Consider the following 15,982-nt stretch of genomic DNA (forward strand, 5'->3'; position numbering starts at 1 on the left):
TGTGGGACAGCGCTCAGGGCGGCGCATGGAATAGCGAGCAAGTGCAGACAGGGTTGACTATTTTATGGACGCTCTTGGCTTTAGCCGCCACCATCGTCGCCAGTCGCTATTGGCAGCGGACGCTTTGGTTTATGGGCATCGGGCTATTAGGTATTGTCGTACTCAAACTGGTATTGGTTGATTTGTCACAGACCGAAGCGATTTGGCGAGTGATATCTTTCCTTGGCGCAGGCAGTTTAATACTATTAATTGGTTATCTTGCACCGTTACCCCCTGCCCGCGATGAAATAGAAAATCCAGCTCAAGAGTAACCGCGCATCTGGTTGGGCGAAATTGTAGCGTGAGTACGATGGTTCTGTAGTAAACTGAACACCATGAAAAGTAAATGACGATCGTCTTACTTTGCACATTTTTTATAAAAGGTTATGAAAGCAGATGGATAAGAGAGCAAGTATTCAGTGGTTCCCTGGGCACATGAACAAAGCCCGTAACGAAATCAAAGAAATCATGCCGCAGATGGATTTGGTCATCGAGGTGATCGATGCGCGTATCCCATATAGTAGTGAAAACCCAATGGTCGCGGCATTGCGCGGCGAAAAACCCGTCATCAAAATCCTGAACAAAGCCGACCTTGCTGATCCTGAATTGACTCAAGCGTGGATGGACTATCTTGAGCAGCAAAGCGGTGTGAAAGCCATTGCTTGCGATACTGAAAAAGCCAATGATGTCAAACGTATCATCGCCATCTGTAAACAACTTGTGCCCAATAAAGTGGGGACCGGTCGCCAAATCAAAGCCATGATTATGGGAATTCCAAACGTTGGTAAATCAACATTGATTAATACCTTGGCTGGACGTGCTGTCGCAAGAACTGGCGATGAGCCAGCGGTCACCAAGTCGCAGCAATTGATTAAACTTGACGATGACATCATGCTCTATGACACACCCGGTATGTTATGGCCAAAAGTCGAAAACGAAAACTCTGGCTATCGTCTGGCAGCGACGGGTGGTATTCGTGATACGGCTTTTGACTTCGCTGATGTCGCCAGCTATACCGCTGAATACTTGATGCAAGCCTATCCTGAGCTGCTCAAAACTCGATATAAAATTGAAGCGCTACCAAAGACTGATTGGGAGTTTTTTGAAGTCGCTGGACGCAATCGCGGCTGTGTACGTTCGGGCAATCAAGTCGATACGTACCGCATGTCTGAGATTTTGATCAACGAGTTACGTAGTGCTAAGCTTGGGCGTATTACGCTTGAGACGCCAGCTATGTCTGAAGCTGAAGAACTCGTCGTCGCCGAGCAACGCATCGCTGCAGAAGAGAAAAGAATCGCTAAAGAAGAAGAAAAACGTTTACGTCGATTGAAAACGCGGAAGAATCGGAAGTAAATCTTAGAAGAAATAACGGTCACTATGAATCCATTAATACCATCAGCTAAAACCATTCAAATCTACCTGCCAAAAGGTAATCCTCGCGGATTGCGTTTGGCTGAGATGACCACTCGCACGGTAAGACTGATTGAAATACCGCGCATTCATATTGATGATTTTTTTGCGATGCCAGAAGCCAATCAAGTTGGTTTATACTTTTTAGTTAGTGATACAGACAGTATTGACAAGCCGCTGCTATATATTGGGCAAACTGGTGATTTAAAAAGACGACTAAACCAACATCATGAAAAGGACTTCTGGACGCGCGCCTTTGTCATGCTCTCGACCAATAATTCAATGACGCAAACGCACGCGTTATATATGGAACATAAAGCGATTGCCACTGCTATTAAAATTGGGCGCTATGAGATAAAAAATGGTAATACAGGTAATCGTCCACATACTCCTGATCCACTAAAAGCCGACTGTGAGGAGCTGTTTTATACACTCGATGTTTTATTATCAACTTTAGGGCAGCCTATTTTTGAGTCTTTGGCTATCCATGACCATAATGCTTATAAAAATAAAATCACCACGTCTACCCTTGCTAAAGCTGAAAGAGAAATTGAAGCATTTCCAATTGAACCCACGCCAATAGTGTTTTACTACAAGATTAAAGATGCTAATGCTGAAGGCTATTATGACGATGATGGCTTTGTATTACTGGCAGGATCATTAATACGACAAGCACAAACACCATCAGCACCGCCATTTGTGACTAAATTAAAAGAGAGCTTGCTTAGTAGCGGCAAACTAATAGCAGTAAATGATAAAAGCTATAGACTTACTGAAAACCAACTCTTTAAAACCCCAAGTGGCGCTAGTGTACTTGTTTCAGGTCGTTCGACGAATGGTTGGATTGAATGGAAAAATGAAGCAGGTCAAACCTTAGATAGTATCTATCGTTAACCTATCCACTTTACTACCAGCGATAGCTTTTATACCCTCTATTTATAATACTGCAATTTGAGCGCGTAAAGTATGCCTTGAGTTGAGTACCAGATATCAATGTTATTTTTCTCATTGGTAGGCGGTAACCATCTTGACTACATAAAATGCAATAGTAAACATAAAAAAAGCCCCTAAGGGCTTTTTTTATGTTTACTGATAGCGATATCGAAGTTTTTCGATGATATCTAAATCATGTAGCAATATCTAAGCCATCGACTACTTCTGTTTAGGCATGACTTTTTCGATAGCTTTCAACGCACAAGCTTCATCTTGTACTGCACCGCCTGCGCCGCCCGCTGCAATAGCGCCGATCACATCATTGCCAAACTTTAACGGCACACCACCGCCGATCAGCAGTAAATCATTTACCGTATTCAAGTTATTTGAGTCTGGATTAGCGCGAGCATTATCCGCCAACGTACGTGAAGGCGTTTTGGTAGATAATGCCGTGAATGCTTTGCGGACAGCAGCATCAGTATTGTGCGGACCAACGTTATCATCGCGCTGTAGCGCGATTAAATTACCAGCACGATCAACAACCGCGACCACGGCGGATTTGCCCTCTGCGTGACAGGCTGCCATGGTGGCATCGATTAATTCATTGGCCAACTCTAAAGAAACATTGGGCTGTTGTAATACTAGATTTGGTTTAGCGGCTAAAACGTTGGCTGAACAGCCGATGACTGCTAGTGCCAATATTGCTTTAGATAAGTAGTTCGACATTAACTTCATAAAGAGTCCTAAATATTACTCATACATGTGAGCGTTTGTTTGAAATGATGCTTAGTGAGCTTTAATAAGCGTATTTGATGAAACCAGACAACGAGTTATCGTTAACTCAAAGGTGCTCTTGCGACCCTAGCGAGAATGAGAATCATAATCTTGCAAAAAGCACAACAATGATAAGTTAATTTTTCTACAAAATTCACTTAATTTTGTAAGATTTACTTTATAAATTTGCAACTCTACATTAATTTTTCTGTTACATACTCTGTTTTTTAACACTCATACTCAAAAGACGCTCACATCGTGGTAATCTCAAGCAGCACACAACAGCGATATCAACTCATTTCTCTCAAAAATCGGTTATAATTCATACACTAATATGCCAAAAATTGATGATATGACTCAGCTTACCCCCACTGCAAACCTCACAACGCTAGAAAATACTTTTACTCAATACTCTACTTCTCTCGATTCGTTCGCCCCGCGCCTACTCGATTGGTTCGGCGAAAACGGTCGCCATGACCTACCTTGGCAGCAGCACCAAACCGACTCGCCAAATCCTTATATCGTTTGGCTATCCGAAGTTATGCTACAGCAAACGCAAGTAACGACGGTGCTGCCCTACTTTGCCCGTTTTATGGCATCGTTTCCGACCGTGCAAGATTTAGCCGCCGCAGAATGGGATACGATTGCGGAGCATTGGGCGGGACTTGGTTATTATGCGCGTGCGCGTAATTTGCATAAAGGCGCGAAACAATTGGCCAAAGTCATTGATGAGACGGGCGACTTTCCGCAGACGCTAGCAGGGTGGGAAGCCATATCTGGCGTCGGACCATCGACCGCTGGCGCGATTATGGCGATGGGCTTACATCGTTATGGCGTCATTTGTGATGGCAATGTCAAACGTGTCTTGACGCGTTGGGCAGCGATTGACGGTGATATTACCAAGTCTGCCACCACCAAAGAACTATGGGCATTGGCAGAGCGTTTGACCCCAATAGAGAATTCAGGATTGTTCGCGCAAGCAATGATGGATATGGGCGCGACGTTATGCACGCGTAGCAAACCTGCCTGCCTATTATGTCCCCTTCAAAAGGACTGCTTGGCACATGCTGAGGGGCGCGAAACGGATTATCCAGTCAAAGCAAAAAAGCAGCCCAAACCCAGCAAGTTTAGCAATGCGTTATTGATTGAAGATATTGATGGCAAAATACTGTGGCTACAACGCCCTGACAATGGCATTTGGGGCGGACTGTGGAGTTTACCTTTACAGTTTGTTGAGAAAACCGCAGGCAAAATGAATACTAAAACTGCCGCAGAAAAAACGACTGAAATTGACGATACATCATTAAAAGTGACCAGTAATGAAAAAGTATACGAAGCAGAATTTACCACTGCCGAGCAAATTATCAATGAATGGTTAGATAAGCATAAATTGACAGCAAAAGCAGTCAGTAAAACTTTATTAGACGATGCTCCTATTAAACATTCACTAACGCACTTTCACTGGTATCTGACACCGCAATCGCTGATTTTAAATGCTGAGCAAATTACCGAAATAACCGAAGCTTTAGAAGCAGCACAAATTAATATTAATTGGCTAAATGCTGTTGATGCTCAGGCAACGCTTGGATTGCCACGAGCAATGGTTAAGATTTTAGAATAATGAGTGAATGCAACTAAATAACATTTGTAAAAAAGCGACTCACAATAAATCATGAGTCGCTTTTTTAATTTATAAAGCACTAAAAACTTAAGACAGAACTTAAGACTTCGGCACTCGCAAACGCATCAAACCTTCTTGCTGTACCGTAGCAACCAGCTTACCGTCTTGCCAAAACTGCCCATGGTTTAAGCCCTTGGCATTAGACGTGGTATCACTCCACATGTCGTATAGCATCCAACCATTTAGATCAAAATTACGATGAAAATGCATCGAGTGGTCAATACTAGCCGCTTGCAAGCCGCTGGTCATAAAGCTGACACCATGTGACATCAGCCCTGTACCAACCAGATAAAAATCGGAGGAAAATGCCAACAGCGCTTGTTGAATCGCAACAGGCTGATTACCCAATTCGCGGATACGCAACCAGTTGGCTTGCTTAGGTTTCATTGGCTCTGGATGAATCGGATCACGCGGTTTAACGGGTTTAATTTCGACATGGCGACGGCGCATAAAGCGGGCTTTGAGTGCGTCTGGCACTTTTCCGACATACTCTTCTTTTAAATCTTGCTCAGCCAGTAAATCCTCCGGTGGCGGATAGACAGGCATGTCTTCTTGATACTCTAAACCCTCTTCCATCGGCGAAAACGAGGCTATCATTGAAAATATGACTTGCTCAACAGGCGCTTTACCACGCACCTCTTTATACTGAATGGCCGTCACTTCACGCGCAGACAGACTACGACCGTCACGCAAGCGGCGCACCTGATAAATCACTGGCTGCGTGATATCACCACCGCGCAAAAAATAGCCGTGCAGTGAATGACAGGGTTTGTCTTTATCCAGTGTATGCGCCGCCGCCATGATGGCTTGGGCGAGCACTTGTCCACCAAAAATACGACTGCCAACATAGTCATGGCTCTTACCCTCAAAGACATCGGGGGTCACTTCAATAAGCGCTACAGTAGCTAGCAGCTCATCAATCAATTGCGAATAATCGGACATGACGATAGGTTTCCTTATTTTTATCAAAAACGCTAAGCATCTGAAAATACGCACCTAAAGATATCAATATCATATAGCGAAAGACAAAAGACACTTTGCATTTGAATGTAAAATAATATGAAATCACTTGCTGAAAATGCACAAGAGAGATTTAACACGAAAATTTTAGCGCAAAAAACACGGTCATAGCAGCGCTATCACCAGCATTTATTATATCGTTGTTTCAGCTTAAAAGAAGTACAAAGCAATCGAGTACAAAGGTATATGTGATACTTCACACGAGACGCGCTCACCCTTTTATAGCAAATGGGCTATAAATCGAAAAGATAAACATCTTACCCAATATCGATGGCTTTGACTAGAGAGCGATGCTCACTTGGCAATATCATGTTGATATTTTTGCTTAACATGCCTTAGGGCGCGTCCTAATATAAACGATATTAATCATAAAAAAACGAGATGCTATTAAACATCTCGTTCTTTTGATCATTTACATTTATGGCTTCACTGCCACTAACACACGGATGGAGTCTGGGACTAATAACAGACTACCTAGTGCTTGCTCACCTTGGGCTTTTAGCTGCTCCAAGCGCTCAATCTCGGCAGGACGTACGTTAGGATTAATCGTTTGTAGATGCTTTAGACGTTTGATTTCACGTGACCACTGCTGGCTAAAACGGGCACTGGCTTGTTCGCCAATCTCAGCAAGCTGCTGACGGGCAATCTCTTCCGCTTCATAATAACGCTGCTCAATTACATCACCGCGTACTTTAATGACTTGGCGAGCACGGTTTTTATCCAGACGTTCAATATGCGGCATAATCATCTCCGCACTGATACGCGAGGACAAATCACTGCCCTGCTCACTGATAAATACACGGATATTTTGCGTGGTCAGCGTCGCGGGTAAATTGAGTAACCTTGGCGCAATGGCTTCAACGCGGAAATTCACTTCGAGCAGCACCATACCTTGTGGTACAGCAGAACTTTTTAGCATCGCCACCGTGGTATTACCAAAGGTGCTGGTACTCGCCAACTCATAAATCGCGCGCATCAATGGATGTTCGTGAGTGATAAATTCGATATCTTCACGCTGTAGTGCTTGCTCACGCTCGAATGTCAACGTCATACCATCTTCGTCACCGAGTGGCAGGCCATCGATATAATCACTAATTTCAGTACTATCAATCGGGGCAATTACCCACGAACCATCGCGCTGGATATTGTGATCGATATTGGCTGAGGCAAAAAAGCGCTCAATAAACTGCGGCAATAGATTATGACCATCAAAATCGCGCATGGCGTCAGCGATACGTTTGGCAACACGTGGTCGACACGAGTTGTATTCTAATAGGCGATCACGACCCGCTTGTAGCTGTGCCTCTAACCCCAATCGCGTCTGTTTCGCTTCTTCGATGATATCTTGTAGTATCGCACGGTTCTCGTCAGTATCCGCGCCTTCAAGCATGGGCTTTAGCTCTTGAATATACTGCTCTTGCACGCTCTGCGCCGTTGGAGAGATTTGATTAAACATATTCAGCGCGTCGTGATACCATTTATACAGACGCTCTTGCGCCGTGCCTTGTACATAAGGCACATGGAGCATAATTTGCTGCGTTTGCCCGATACGATCTAGGCGACCAATACGCTGCTCTAAGGTATCTGGATTGGCTGGCAAATCCCACAATATCAGCTGGCTGGCAAACTGGAAGTTACGACCTTCCGAACCAATCTCTGAGCATAATAATATCTGCGCGCCTTCGCTATCAGCAAAGAACGCCGCTGCTTGGTCACGCTCAAGCAAGGTCATCTGCTCAGTAAAGATAGCGGTTTTAATACCGGCATGCAGACGTAATACCGCCTCCAAGCTCTCAACCGTCGCGCCACTACGGGCAATCAACAGCACTTTTTTGTGCTTAAGCTCGCCGCGCAAAATATCAATCAACCAAGGCACACGTGGGTCATCTTCTAGCCAGCCACCATCAGGTTGGTTTTCTTCGCCCCATAGCTGCTCACGCAATTTACCATTGGTTTGATAGCTGTCTTTCCATGCGGCAGGTAATGCCAGTGGGTATGGCTGGCTGCTACGACCATAAAACCCTTTCACACTTTCACGGGTATTACGGAATAGAATACGACCTGTACCATGACGGTCAAGTAGTTCATTAAGCGCATAGGTGCGCAGTTTTTCGTCATCATTAATCGTTGCCAACTCATCAAGACTGATGTATAACAAGCTGCTTAAAGCGGCAATTTGACTGTCGCTCAATGGCTTATCTTCTATCAATACACCAGCAACGGCAGCCGTTTCAGCAAAGGCTTCTTGACCATTGATAAACTCATCCAAATCATCAAAGCGGTCCGGATCAAGCAAACGCAAACGAGCAAAGTGACTTTGTGCCCCAAGCTGCTCTGGCGTTGCTGTCAATAGCATGACCCCAGGCGTTTCTTCGGCAAAGTCAGCAATCAAGTCATATTTATCATTGCCGCCTTGCGCCTCATCCCAATGCAGATGATGCGCCTCATCGACCACCAATAAATCAAACCCTGCATCCATCGCTTGGTCGTACAAATCAGGGTGGTCAAGGAGTAAATCCATACCCGCAATGATACATTGCTCAGTGGCAAAGACGTTTTGCTCAGGATCGTGTTCTTTAATGGCTGCTGCACGTACCAAATCAAATAAGGCAAAATTTAGATTAAAACGACGACGCAGCTCAATCATCCACTGATATTGCAAACTGTCTGGTACAAGAATGAGCACACGCTCAGCTTTGCCTGTTAACAGCTGCTGATGAATAATCAAACCTGCTTCGATGGTTTTGCCCAAACCAACTTCGTCAGCAAGCAACACACGCGGTGCGATACGTTTGCCAACTTCATGAGCGATATAGAGCTGATGCTCAATGATATCGACACGTGCACCCATCAAGCCTTTCAGCGGATGACCAGCCAGCGCCGACTGCATACGCAAGATATCTTGACGCAGCTCATACCAATCACCACGCTCAATACGACCAGCCAACAGACGCTCAAGCGGCTTAGCCAAAGTGATATTGGCAGCAAGACGGGTTTCCATAATGCCTCGTTCATGCTCATCGACACTGTATTTGAGTACACCCATCACTTCTTCGACCGCGGTTACGGTATAGCTCTTACCCGCTTGATCAGAAATACTATCGCCGACTTTAAACACCACGCGTGATAATGGCGCAGAGTTTTTGGCGTAGACGCGCGTCTCTTCACTTTGTGGAAATAGAATGTGCACACATCGGTCATCTACATCGATGACCACACCCAAGCCCAGCTCGGACTCCGTATCAGATAAATAACGTTGACCAACGGCAAATTCAGTATTGTGCAATGAAGCGATAGAGATAGTCATAGGGCGATGTCTTTTGTACTCAGATAATAGGAAAAAATAGATAGCTTATAATGAGAGTTGCTAGCGTGAATCACTAGCGCGATGTCATTACTTAATAGTCTGAGAGGTCACCGGCCATACCGGCAGCGTCAGCTCATTAGCTAGGTCGCAAGATAAAGCCGACCATTATATAACGTTAGCAGCTAGATGAGTGCGCTAAGTTGACTTTTCAAGAGCAGATTATTGCAAGATTATATCAACGCCAAGCATAAGTTGGTCATATAAAACAATAAGATAACGACTCGCAAGTAAAGAAAAAATATTGTCATTATAAAATTGATTCTGTATTGTTAAGAAATGCAATAGAACATTTCTTCTTTCTTACCTGAATTATTCAAACGCACGTCTACACATACTCTTTTGCCGCCTAGTATTCATGATTAATTATCCTTAAGGATTTATGGGCACAGTATGGCCTTTTATAGTCATTTAAGTTATAAAAACATCAATAGTTAAGTCGGTTAAGTTATAAGAGTAAAGTTATACTTTTAATTTTTTTGCCATTATGTACAGACTACTTTAACTAAGATTACGCATTACCACCTGATTGATTGCCACCAATACCTAGCATTGGCACTCTTCTTCGTGGTCACTATTATCCAAGGACTATCACCATCATGAGTGCCTCCAAAAAAGTTGGCTTTTTTAATCAAGTCAGTACCCAAGTAACCACTATTTTATTTATTGCTTTTGCGGTCGTACTGGCGGTCGTCGTTTATGTTGTTGATAAAGAGGGCTATGAGAAAATCCGTCTTGAATCTGCAAAACTGGTGGCTGAACGTGGCAATACCGCGGTAAATAGTATTTCCGCCGATATCAATCGGGTGATGCGTAGTGCCTTGCTATTACAGCAAAGCGCGCAAACCTTGCCCACAGAAGAAGCAATTTTACAAACCAGTACTGCCAATGCCTTTGATAAGCGTGATTATAGCCTATTAGGTAGTGGTGGTATTTGGCCTGAAAAAGGCGCACTTGGGGCAAATACCGCGACCCATCCATTTTTGATGATTCGCCAAAACGGTGATTATCAAGCGGTGTTGAGCGATCCAAATCCTACCAATCCTTATTATCAAGAAGATTGGTTTAGCGTCTTAAAACTGCTCAAACCTGAGAGCTGTATTTGGAACCATGTGCGCGCCAGCCAAACCAAAGGCGAGCTTGCGATGAGCTGCGGTGTGGCAATCGAGCGTGACAATCAGTTTTGGGGTGCCAGTACGGTTAACTTTACGCTGAATCAGCTACAAGAAAACATCGTCAAGTTAAGCGAAAGCTCAGGCTCAGGCTACATCCTACTCTTGGATAATAGTGACAAGGTGATCGCCTCCTCTAACCCTGAACGCTTAAGCTATATTGATGAGAAAACGGGTACGCCGCTTGATATCAAACAAGTCATCAACTCAGACCCTGCTTGGCAACCCGTGCTTGATTTCTTAGATGTCCAACGTAATGAGATCATCGAACAAGTCGCCGCCAGCGTCTCACCACAAGTTCAGCAGGTACTGACCACGCTTGATAAGGCTGAGACTGGTACGGCAAAAGGTTATTATTTGGTGAACTACGCCGCTTATCTGAATAACGGTGAAAACAAGCAAAACGCTATGGACAGCCGCTTATTACAGAGCTTTGAGTTGGCAAAAGACAGTTACTACAACGGCAGTCAAGCCTATGTCTTTGAGATTCCTGAGACTTATTGGAAGCTGATCGTTGTCCAACCTGATGCTGAAATTAACGCCATCGCGGATAATCTCAGTGAAAACTTGGTTAACTGGATTGCATTAGCACTATTGATTACGGCTGGCGTCATTTACTTCATGCTGACCTTCTTAGCATTCAAACCCTTGAAAGAAACCACTGATAAAATCTCTGAAGCGGAAAACTTAATTAATAATAAGCAGTACAATAAGCTGAGCGAGGTTAAATTCGCAGAAGGTCGCAACGAGATTGGACTGGTGAACGGCTCTATTAATGACCTACTAGACCGAATCCAGTCTAACGAAGGTAAGCTTGCCAACATTAACCAACAGCTAGAGATTAAAGTCGAAGAACGTACCGCTGAGCTGCAAGAAACACTAAAAGAGCTGAAAAACTCGCAGTTGCAATTGATTCGTTCAGAAAAAATGGCAACGTTGGGACAAATGGTGGCAGGCGTTGCTCATGAAGTAAATACGCCTTTATCATACGTGCAAAACAACTTGGAGATTATCGGTCAGTTAACTGAGCAATACGAAGAGTTGATTGAATTGGTACAAGGCTTAAAAAGCGTTAAAACTGACGCGGCGACTGATGGCAAAATTGACAAGCTATTGGCAGATATTATCCGTGCGTCTGATGAAATCCAAGAAGATGACCTATCAGCTGAATTAAAAGAGCTGATTAAAGATTCGTTATTTGGCGTCGAGCAAATCACCGAGATGGTACTAAATCTACGTAACTTTGCCCGTCTTGATGAGTCAAAAGTGAAAACCATCGATGTGCGCGAATGTATCGAAGCCTCGCTTAAAATCGCTGGCAACTCTATTAGACATCAAGAAATTGTGACTGATTTTGCGCCCACGCCTGAAGTGAAATGCTCACCGTCGCAAATTAACCAAGTCTTGGTCAATCTACTGAACAATGCCGCGCAAGCTATGGGAGAAAAACCTGATGGCAAAATCGAAGTGCGCACCCGTGCCGATGATCACCATGTTTATATTGATGTCATAGACAACGGTAAAGGTATGAGTCCAGAAGTTCTCAATCAAATCTTTGAGCCGTTCTTTACGACCAAAGGCGCAGGCGAAGGCACTGGTCTTGGTATGGCAATCAGCCAGCAAATTATGGAGCAACATAATGGCGATATCAAAGTCGTATCGACCGAAGGCGTTGGCACCACATTTACGTTAATACTGCCGATTAATAATAACTTAACAGAGCAAAACCTAGTCGCATAAGCGCTTGATCAGCTGCCCTGTTACGTAGAACATATTTAGATATTTAACGACTATTATTCATCATCATAAGGAACTCATCATGAATGAATTAGAAAATGACTTAACCACAGTTGAAACCAGCGCTGAGTCAAAGCCGAAGTTGGCATTTATCGACGATGAACAACGCATTTTACGGTCTATGAAACTGCTGTTTCGTAAAACGCATGACGTGTTTATCACCACCGACCCGGCTGAGTATATTGACTATATCAAGAACAACCATGTACACGTGGCGGTCAGTGACCAGCGGATGCCTGAGCGAGTCGGTGTGGATATCTTACGCGAAGTAAAAGATGTCTCACCGTCCACCATGCGTATTTTATTGACGGGCTATGCCGATTTAAACGCCATTATTGGCTCTATTAACGATGGTGAGATTTATCGTTATTTGACTAAGCCTTGTAAATCTGAAGAGCTGATCACCGTGGTCGGACGCGCTACCGAAATCGCCTTGACCTATAATCCAGACGAAGATGCCGACCAATTCGACAGTTCAGGTAATAAGCAAACGCTGCTTGTGATCGATGAAACCAATGAGTTGATTGAGCAAATACGTAAGCAATTTTCTCACAGTTATAAAGTACTGCACGCTGAGAGTTTAGAAGAAGCGTACGATTATTTGGCGAATGAAGATATCGGTGTTTGTATCACCGATATCAATGTCAGCGGTGAGAATATCGCGCCGATTATCTTTACCTTAAAGCAAGATGCGCCGCATTTGGTGGTTTTGGTACAGACTGAATTTCAAGATGCAGGCTTGCTGATTGATTTGATTAATAAAGGTCAGGTTTATCGCTGCTTGCCGAAACCGATGCGCGCCAGCCTGCTTGAGATTAGCGTCAACCGTGCATTTCAGCATCATGCGAAGCTAAAAGCCAGCCCTGACTTGGTCAAACGCTATGAAGTCGAGCATGACCCTGAAAACGACGTTCGTATTGATTTAAGCAGTCGCGTACGTAGCCTTATTGGCAAATTGCGTAAGCGTTTCTCTTTATAAGTGCATAAAACCAAATAAGCACAAAAGACCACCGTCTCAATAAACAAAACCTCTATTTCAATATTGAAGTAGAGGTTTTTTGCTTTGTACTTTTTGATGGATTTTTTAACGACCTTTTTGACTAAAATCACCAACGTGCTACATTAAGTCGATCATTATTAAAATCATTTTAAAATAACTATTTAATAAGGAATAACCATGCGCGCGGTTTTTTTAGATAAAGACACTTTTTCTGATGGCATCGACTTGCCAGCCCCAAACGGCATCAGCGACTACCTCACTTATGATGATACCCCAAAAGATGCTGCTGTTATCGTAGAGCGCTGCAAAGACGCTGACATCATTATCACCAATAAAGTGCAAATCAGCGCTGAAGTGATAAGCAAATTGCCCAAGCTCAAGCTCATTCAACTGACCGCTACTGGTATGAACAACGTCGATCAAGACGCTTGTGTTGAGCACCATGTGGCGCTTTATAATGTCGCAGGTTATGCAGTTAAAAGTGTGCCCGAACATACCTTTATGCTCATGCTCAACGCCATGCGCGCGGGTATTTATTATCATCAAAAAGTCGCTGATGGCACATGGCAAGCAAACGGTAATTTTTGCCTACTGGATATTCCGCTGATAGATTTGGAAGATAAAACGCTAGGTATTATTGGGGTCGGTACCATCGGCAAACGCGTGACCGACATTGCACGCGCTTTTGGAATGACAGTATTGTGGGCGGAGCAGCAAGGACGCGCACCGCGCAATGACGACTATACCGCGTTTGACGACGTACTGGCACAGTCTGATGTACTGAGCCTACATTGCCCATTAAACGAGAAAACTCAGCACCTGATTAATGCAGATACTTTAGCAAAAATGGTCAAACAGCCGCTCATCGTCAATGTCGCTCGTGGTGGTATTGTCGATAGCCAAGCGTTGACTGATGCCATTAACAATGAGCAAATCATCGGCTATGCCAGCGATGTGTTTGAGCAAGAGCCCATCACCGCTGACGACCCTTTATTGACCATTGCCAAGCATCCCCGCGTTATATTTAGCCCGCATAATGCGTGGGGCAGCAAAAGTGCACAAGAAACCTTGTGGCAGATCTTAAGCAAACAAGTTGCTGATTTTATTAATAGCCATTAAAAAACATTGAGCAAACGACTGTAACCAAGCGACCTTAACGACTAAAACGTAACCAATCATCTTTTATTTTGCGATGTTTGAGCATGATGCGGTCGCTGAGATAGTTGTTTGTCACCCGCCAAGGATATATATCGCCTTGCTTGGGTAGCTCGTGTTGAGCGCGCTTGACATATCCTGAGGATAGCGCGCCCATTACCGTATCTGACTGAGCTTGTGCTTTTTCATTTTTGCTCTCAGCTTGTGGCATAGCGATCTGATAACGATGAGTCTGCATATAATCAAGTAGCCGTACGACATACTGAGAGGCTAAGTCTACCTTTAATGTCCATGAAGCATTAATATAACCGAACATCACTGCCATATTGGGCACACCCTCAACTAAGACGGCTTTATAGGTCATACGTTCACCCACCTTGACTGGCTGACCATCGATATATAATGACGCGCCGCCGAGCATTTGCAGCTTCAATCCGGTTGCGGTAACAATGATATCAGCATCAAGATGCTTGCCCGACTCAAGCATGATGCCCGTTTCAGTAAAGTGACTGATTTGGTCGGTGACGACCCCTGCTCTTTCGCTATGCAAGGCGTTGAATAAGTCACTGTCTGGCACCGCACATATTCGCTGATCCCAAGGATTATAGTCCGGTACAAAATGCGCCACATCGATACCGCTACCTTTTAGCTCTGTTTTGACACCGCGTTTTAATAACGCTTTCATAAGCTTGGGTGCCAATATAGCCGCTCGATAAGTACCTTGCTGAATCAATACATTACGTGTGCGCAGCAGCGTATAAGCCTGCTGCTTCGATAAAGGTGAGAATTTAGCAGATAGCCAATCAAGCGCATAGTCATCGCCAGGTACGCTTGCCACATAAGTCGGCGAGCGTTGCAGCATCGTAACGTGCTGCACACATTGACCATCTTCTTCATTGACCATGGCAGGCAACAATGTCATCGCTGTGGCACCGCTACCGATAATGACTACCTTCTTATCGTCATAATCCACATTTTGCCAATGCTGCGGATGAATGATCTCACCTTGAAAATCTGCTTCTTTATTAAAAGAAGGACGATAACCTTGCTCATAATCGTAGTAACCCGTGGCGCCAACGACGAACTTTGCCGTTACCGTAAACACCTCACCGCTAGCATGATTTTTTACCATCGCCGTCCATTGTTGATGGCTACTTGACCAAGACAGCTGCTGCACCTCGTGCTGATAGCGAATATGTTCGCTGATACCAAAATCACGCGCCGTATCAGCAATATAGTTTTTAATATCACCGCCTTTTGCCAAAATCCTGTGATTTAGCCATGGTCTGAAACTGTAGCCAAACGTCAAGGCATCAGAGTCAGAGCGGATGCCAGGATAGGTAAATAAATCCCATGTACCACCCAAATCTGCTCGTTTTTCTAACACCAAAAATCGCTGTGCACTTTTCTGCTGTTGCTTTGATGATTTGCGTTTCTGCTTACCTGAATTTTTATGACCAAACAGTCCTTTGTGTTTTTGCTGCTGCAATCGGCACGCCATACCAATACCGGCAATTCCTGCACCAATAATCAGTACTTCATAATCCACTGATGTGTCTGAGAGTGCCGCTTGAGGTTTGAAGCGTTTCTTAACTGCCTGTTTGGCTACCGTCATATCAAGCATAATACGTTCCTTG

11 protein-coding genes are annotated in these 15,982 nt (G+C 44.2%); 7 read left to right on the plus strand and 4 right to left on the minus strand.

Annotated elements, in window-relative coordinates; all coding sequences use genetic code 11:
- From I3257_RS11525 to I3257_RS11535, 3 genes are all read left to right on the plus strand, one after another.
- Window positions 1-311: DUF2339 domain-containing protein (locus I3257_RS11525; protein WP_238049833.1), on the plus strand; the 311-nt coding region annotated here is incomplete at its 5' end.
- A gap of 124 nt (window positions 312-435) precedes the next feature.
- Complete coding sequence (gene ylqF / locus I3257_RS11530) at window positions 436-1,392, plus strand: ribosome biogenesis GTPase YlqF (RefSeq protein ID WP_238049834.1); 957 nt, start codon at window positions 436-438, stop codon at window positions 1,390-1,392.
- Window positions 1,393-1,416: 24 nt separating this feature from the next.
- A complete protein-coding gene (locus I3257_RS11535; protein WP_238049835.1) occupies window positions 1,417-2,343 on the plus strand; it encodes a GIY-YIG nuclease family protein in 927 nt (308 codons plus the stop codon).
- A gap of 258 nt (window positions 2,344-2,601) precedes the next feature.
- Here the strand turns inward: I3257_RS11535 and I3257_RS11540 are convergent, their stop codons facing one another.
- Window positions 2,602-3,117 carry a heme-binding protein gene (locus I3257_RS11540; protein WP_228244541.1) on the minus strand — a complete coding sequence of 172 codons (516 nt, stop codon included), beginning with the start codon at window positions 3,115-3,117 and terminating at the stop codon, window positions 2,602-2,604.
- Window positions 3,118-3,508: 391 nt separating this feature from the next.
- On the opposite strand from I3257_RS11540, the gene mutY reads away from it, so the two are divergent.
- A complete protein-coding gene (gene mutY, locus I3257_RS11545) occupies window positions 3,509-4,777 on the plus strand; it encodes an A/G-specific adenine glycosylase (protein ID WP_238049836.1) in 1,269 nt (422 codons plus the stop codon).
- A gap of 99 nt (window positions 4,778-4,876) precedes the next feature.
- On the opposite strand, the gene I3257_RS11550 is transcribed toward mutY, so the two are convergent.
- Window positions 4,877-5,779, minus strand: a complete 903-nt coding sequence (locus tag I3257_RS11550; protein ID WP_060491950.1) for an acyl-CoA thioesterase II — start codon at window positions 5,777-5,779, stop codon at window positions 4,877-4,879.
- Between the two features lie 496 nt (window positions 5,780-6,275).
- Window positions 6,276-9,164, minus strand: a complete 2,889-nt coding sequence (rapA, locus tag I3257_RS11555) for an RNA polymerase-associated protein RapA (RefSeq protein ID WP_238049837.1) — start codon at window positions 9,162-9,164, stop codon at window positions 6,276-6,278.
- Window positions 9,165-9,820: 656 nt separating this feature from the next.
- On the opposite strand from rapA, the gene I3257_RS11560 reads away from it, so the two are divergent.
- The 3 genes from I3257_RS11560 to I3257_RS11570 all read left to right on the plus strand — a co-directional run bounded on the left by I3257_RS11560 (window position 9,821) and on the right by I3257_RS11570 (window position 14,309).
- Window positions 9,821-12,133: a sensor histidine kinase gene (locus tag I3257_RS11560; protein ID WP_238049838.1), complete on the plus strand. Its 2,313-nt coding sequence runs from the start codon at window positions 9,821-9,823 to the stop codon at window positions 12,131-12,133.
- 79 nt (window positions 12,134-12,212) lie between these two features.
- The gene (locus I3257_RS11565) at window positions 12,213-13,169 is read left to right on the plus strand and encodes a response regulator (RefSeq protein ID WP_238049839.1); all 957 of its coding nucleotides are present in this window, start codon (window positions 12,213-12,215) and stop codon (window positions 13,167-13,169) included.
- A 198-nt stretch (window positions 13,170-13,367) separates the two neighbouring features.
- Window positions 13,368-14,309, plus strand: a complete 942-nt coding sequence (locus I3257_RS11570) for a D-2-hydroxyacid dehydrogenase (protein WP_238049840.1) — start codon at window positions 13,368-13,370, stop codon at window positions 14,307-14,309.
- Between the two features lie 34 nt (window positions 14,310-14,343).
- Here I3257_RS11570 and I3257_RS11575 read toward each other — a convergent pair whose 3' ends face one another.
- On the minus strand, window positions 14,344-15,969 hold the full coding sequence (locus I3257_RS11575; RefSeq protein WP_238049841.1) for an NAD(P)/FAD-dependent oxidoreductase: 1,626 nt from the start codon (window positions 15,967-15,969) through the stop codon (window positions 14,344-14,346).
- Window positions 15,970-15,982 lie beyond the last annotated feature (13 nt).

This window comes from Psychrobacter sp. Ps7 (genome assembly GCF_022129225.1).
Classification (GTDB): Bacteria; Pseudomonadota; Gammaproteobacteria; order Pseudomonadales; family Moraxellaceae; genus Psychrobacter; species Psychrobacter immobilis_A.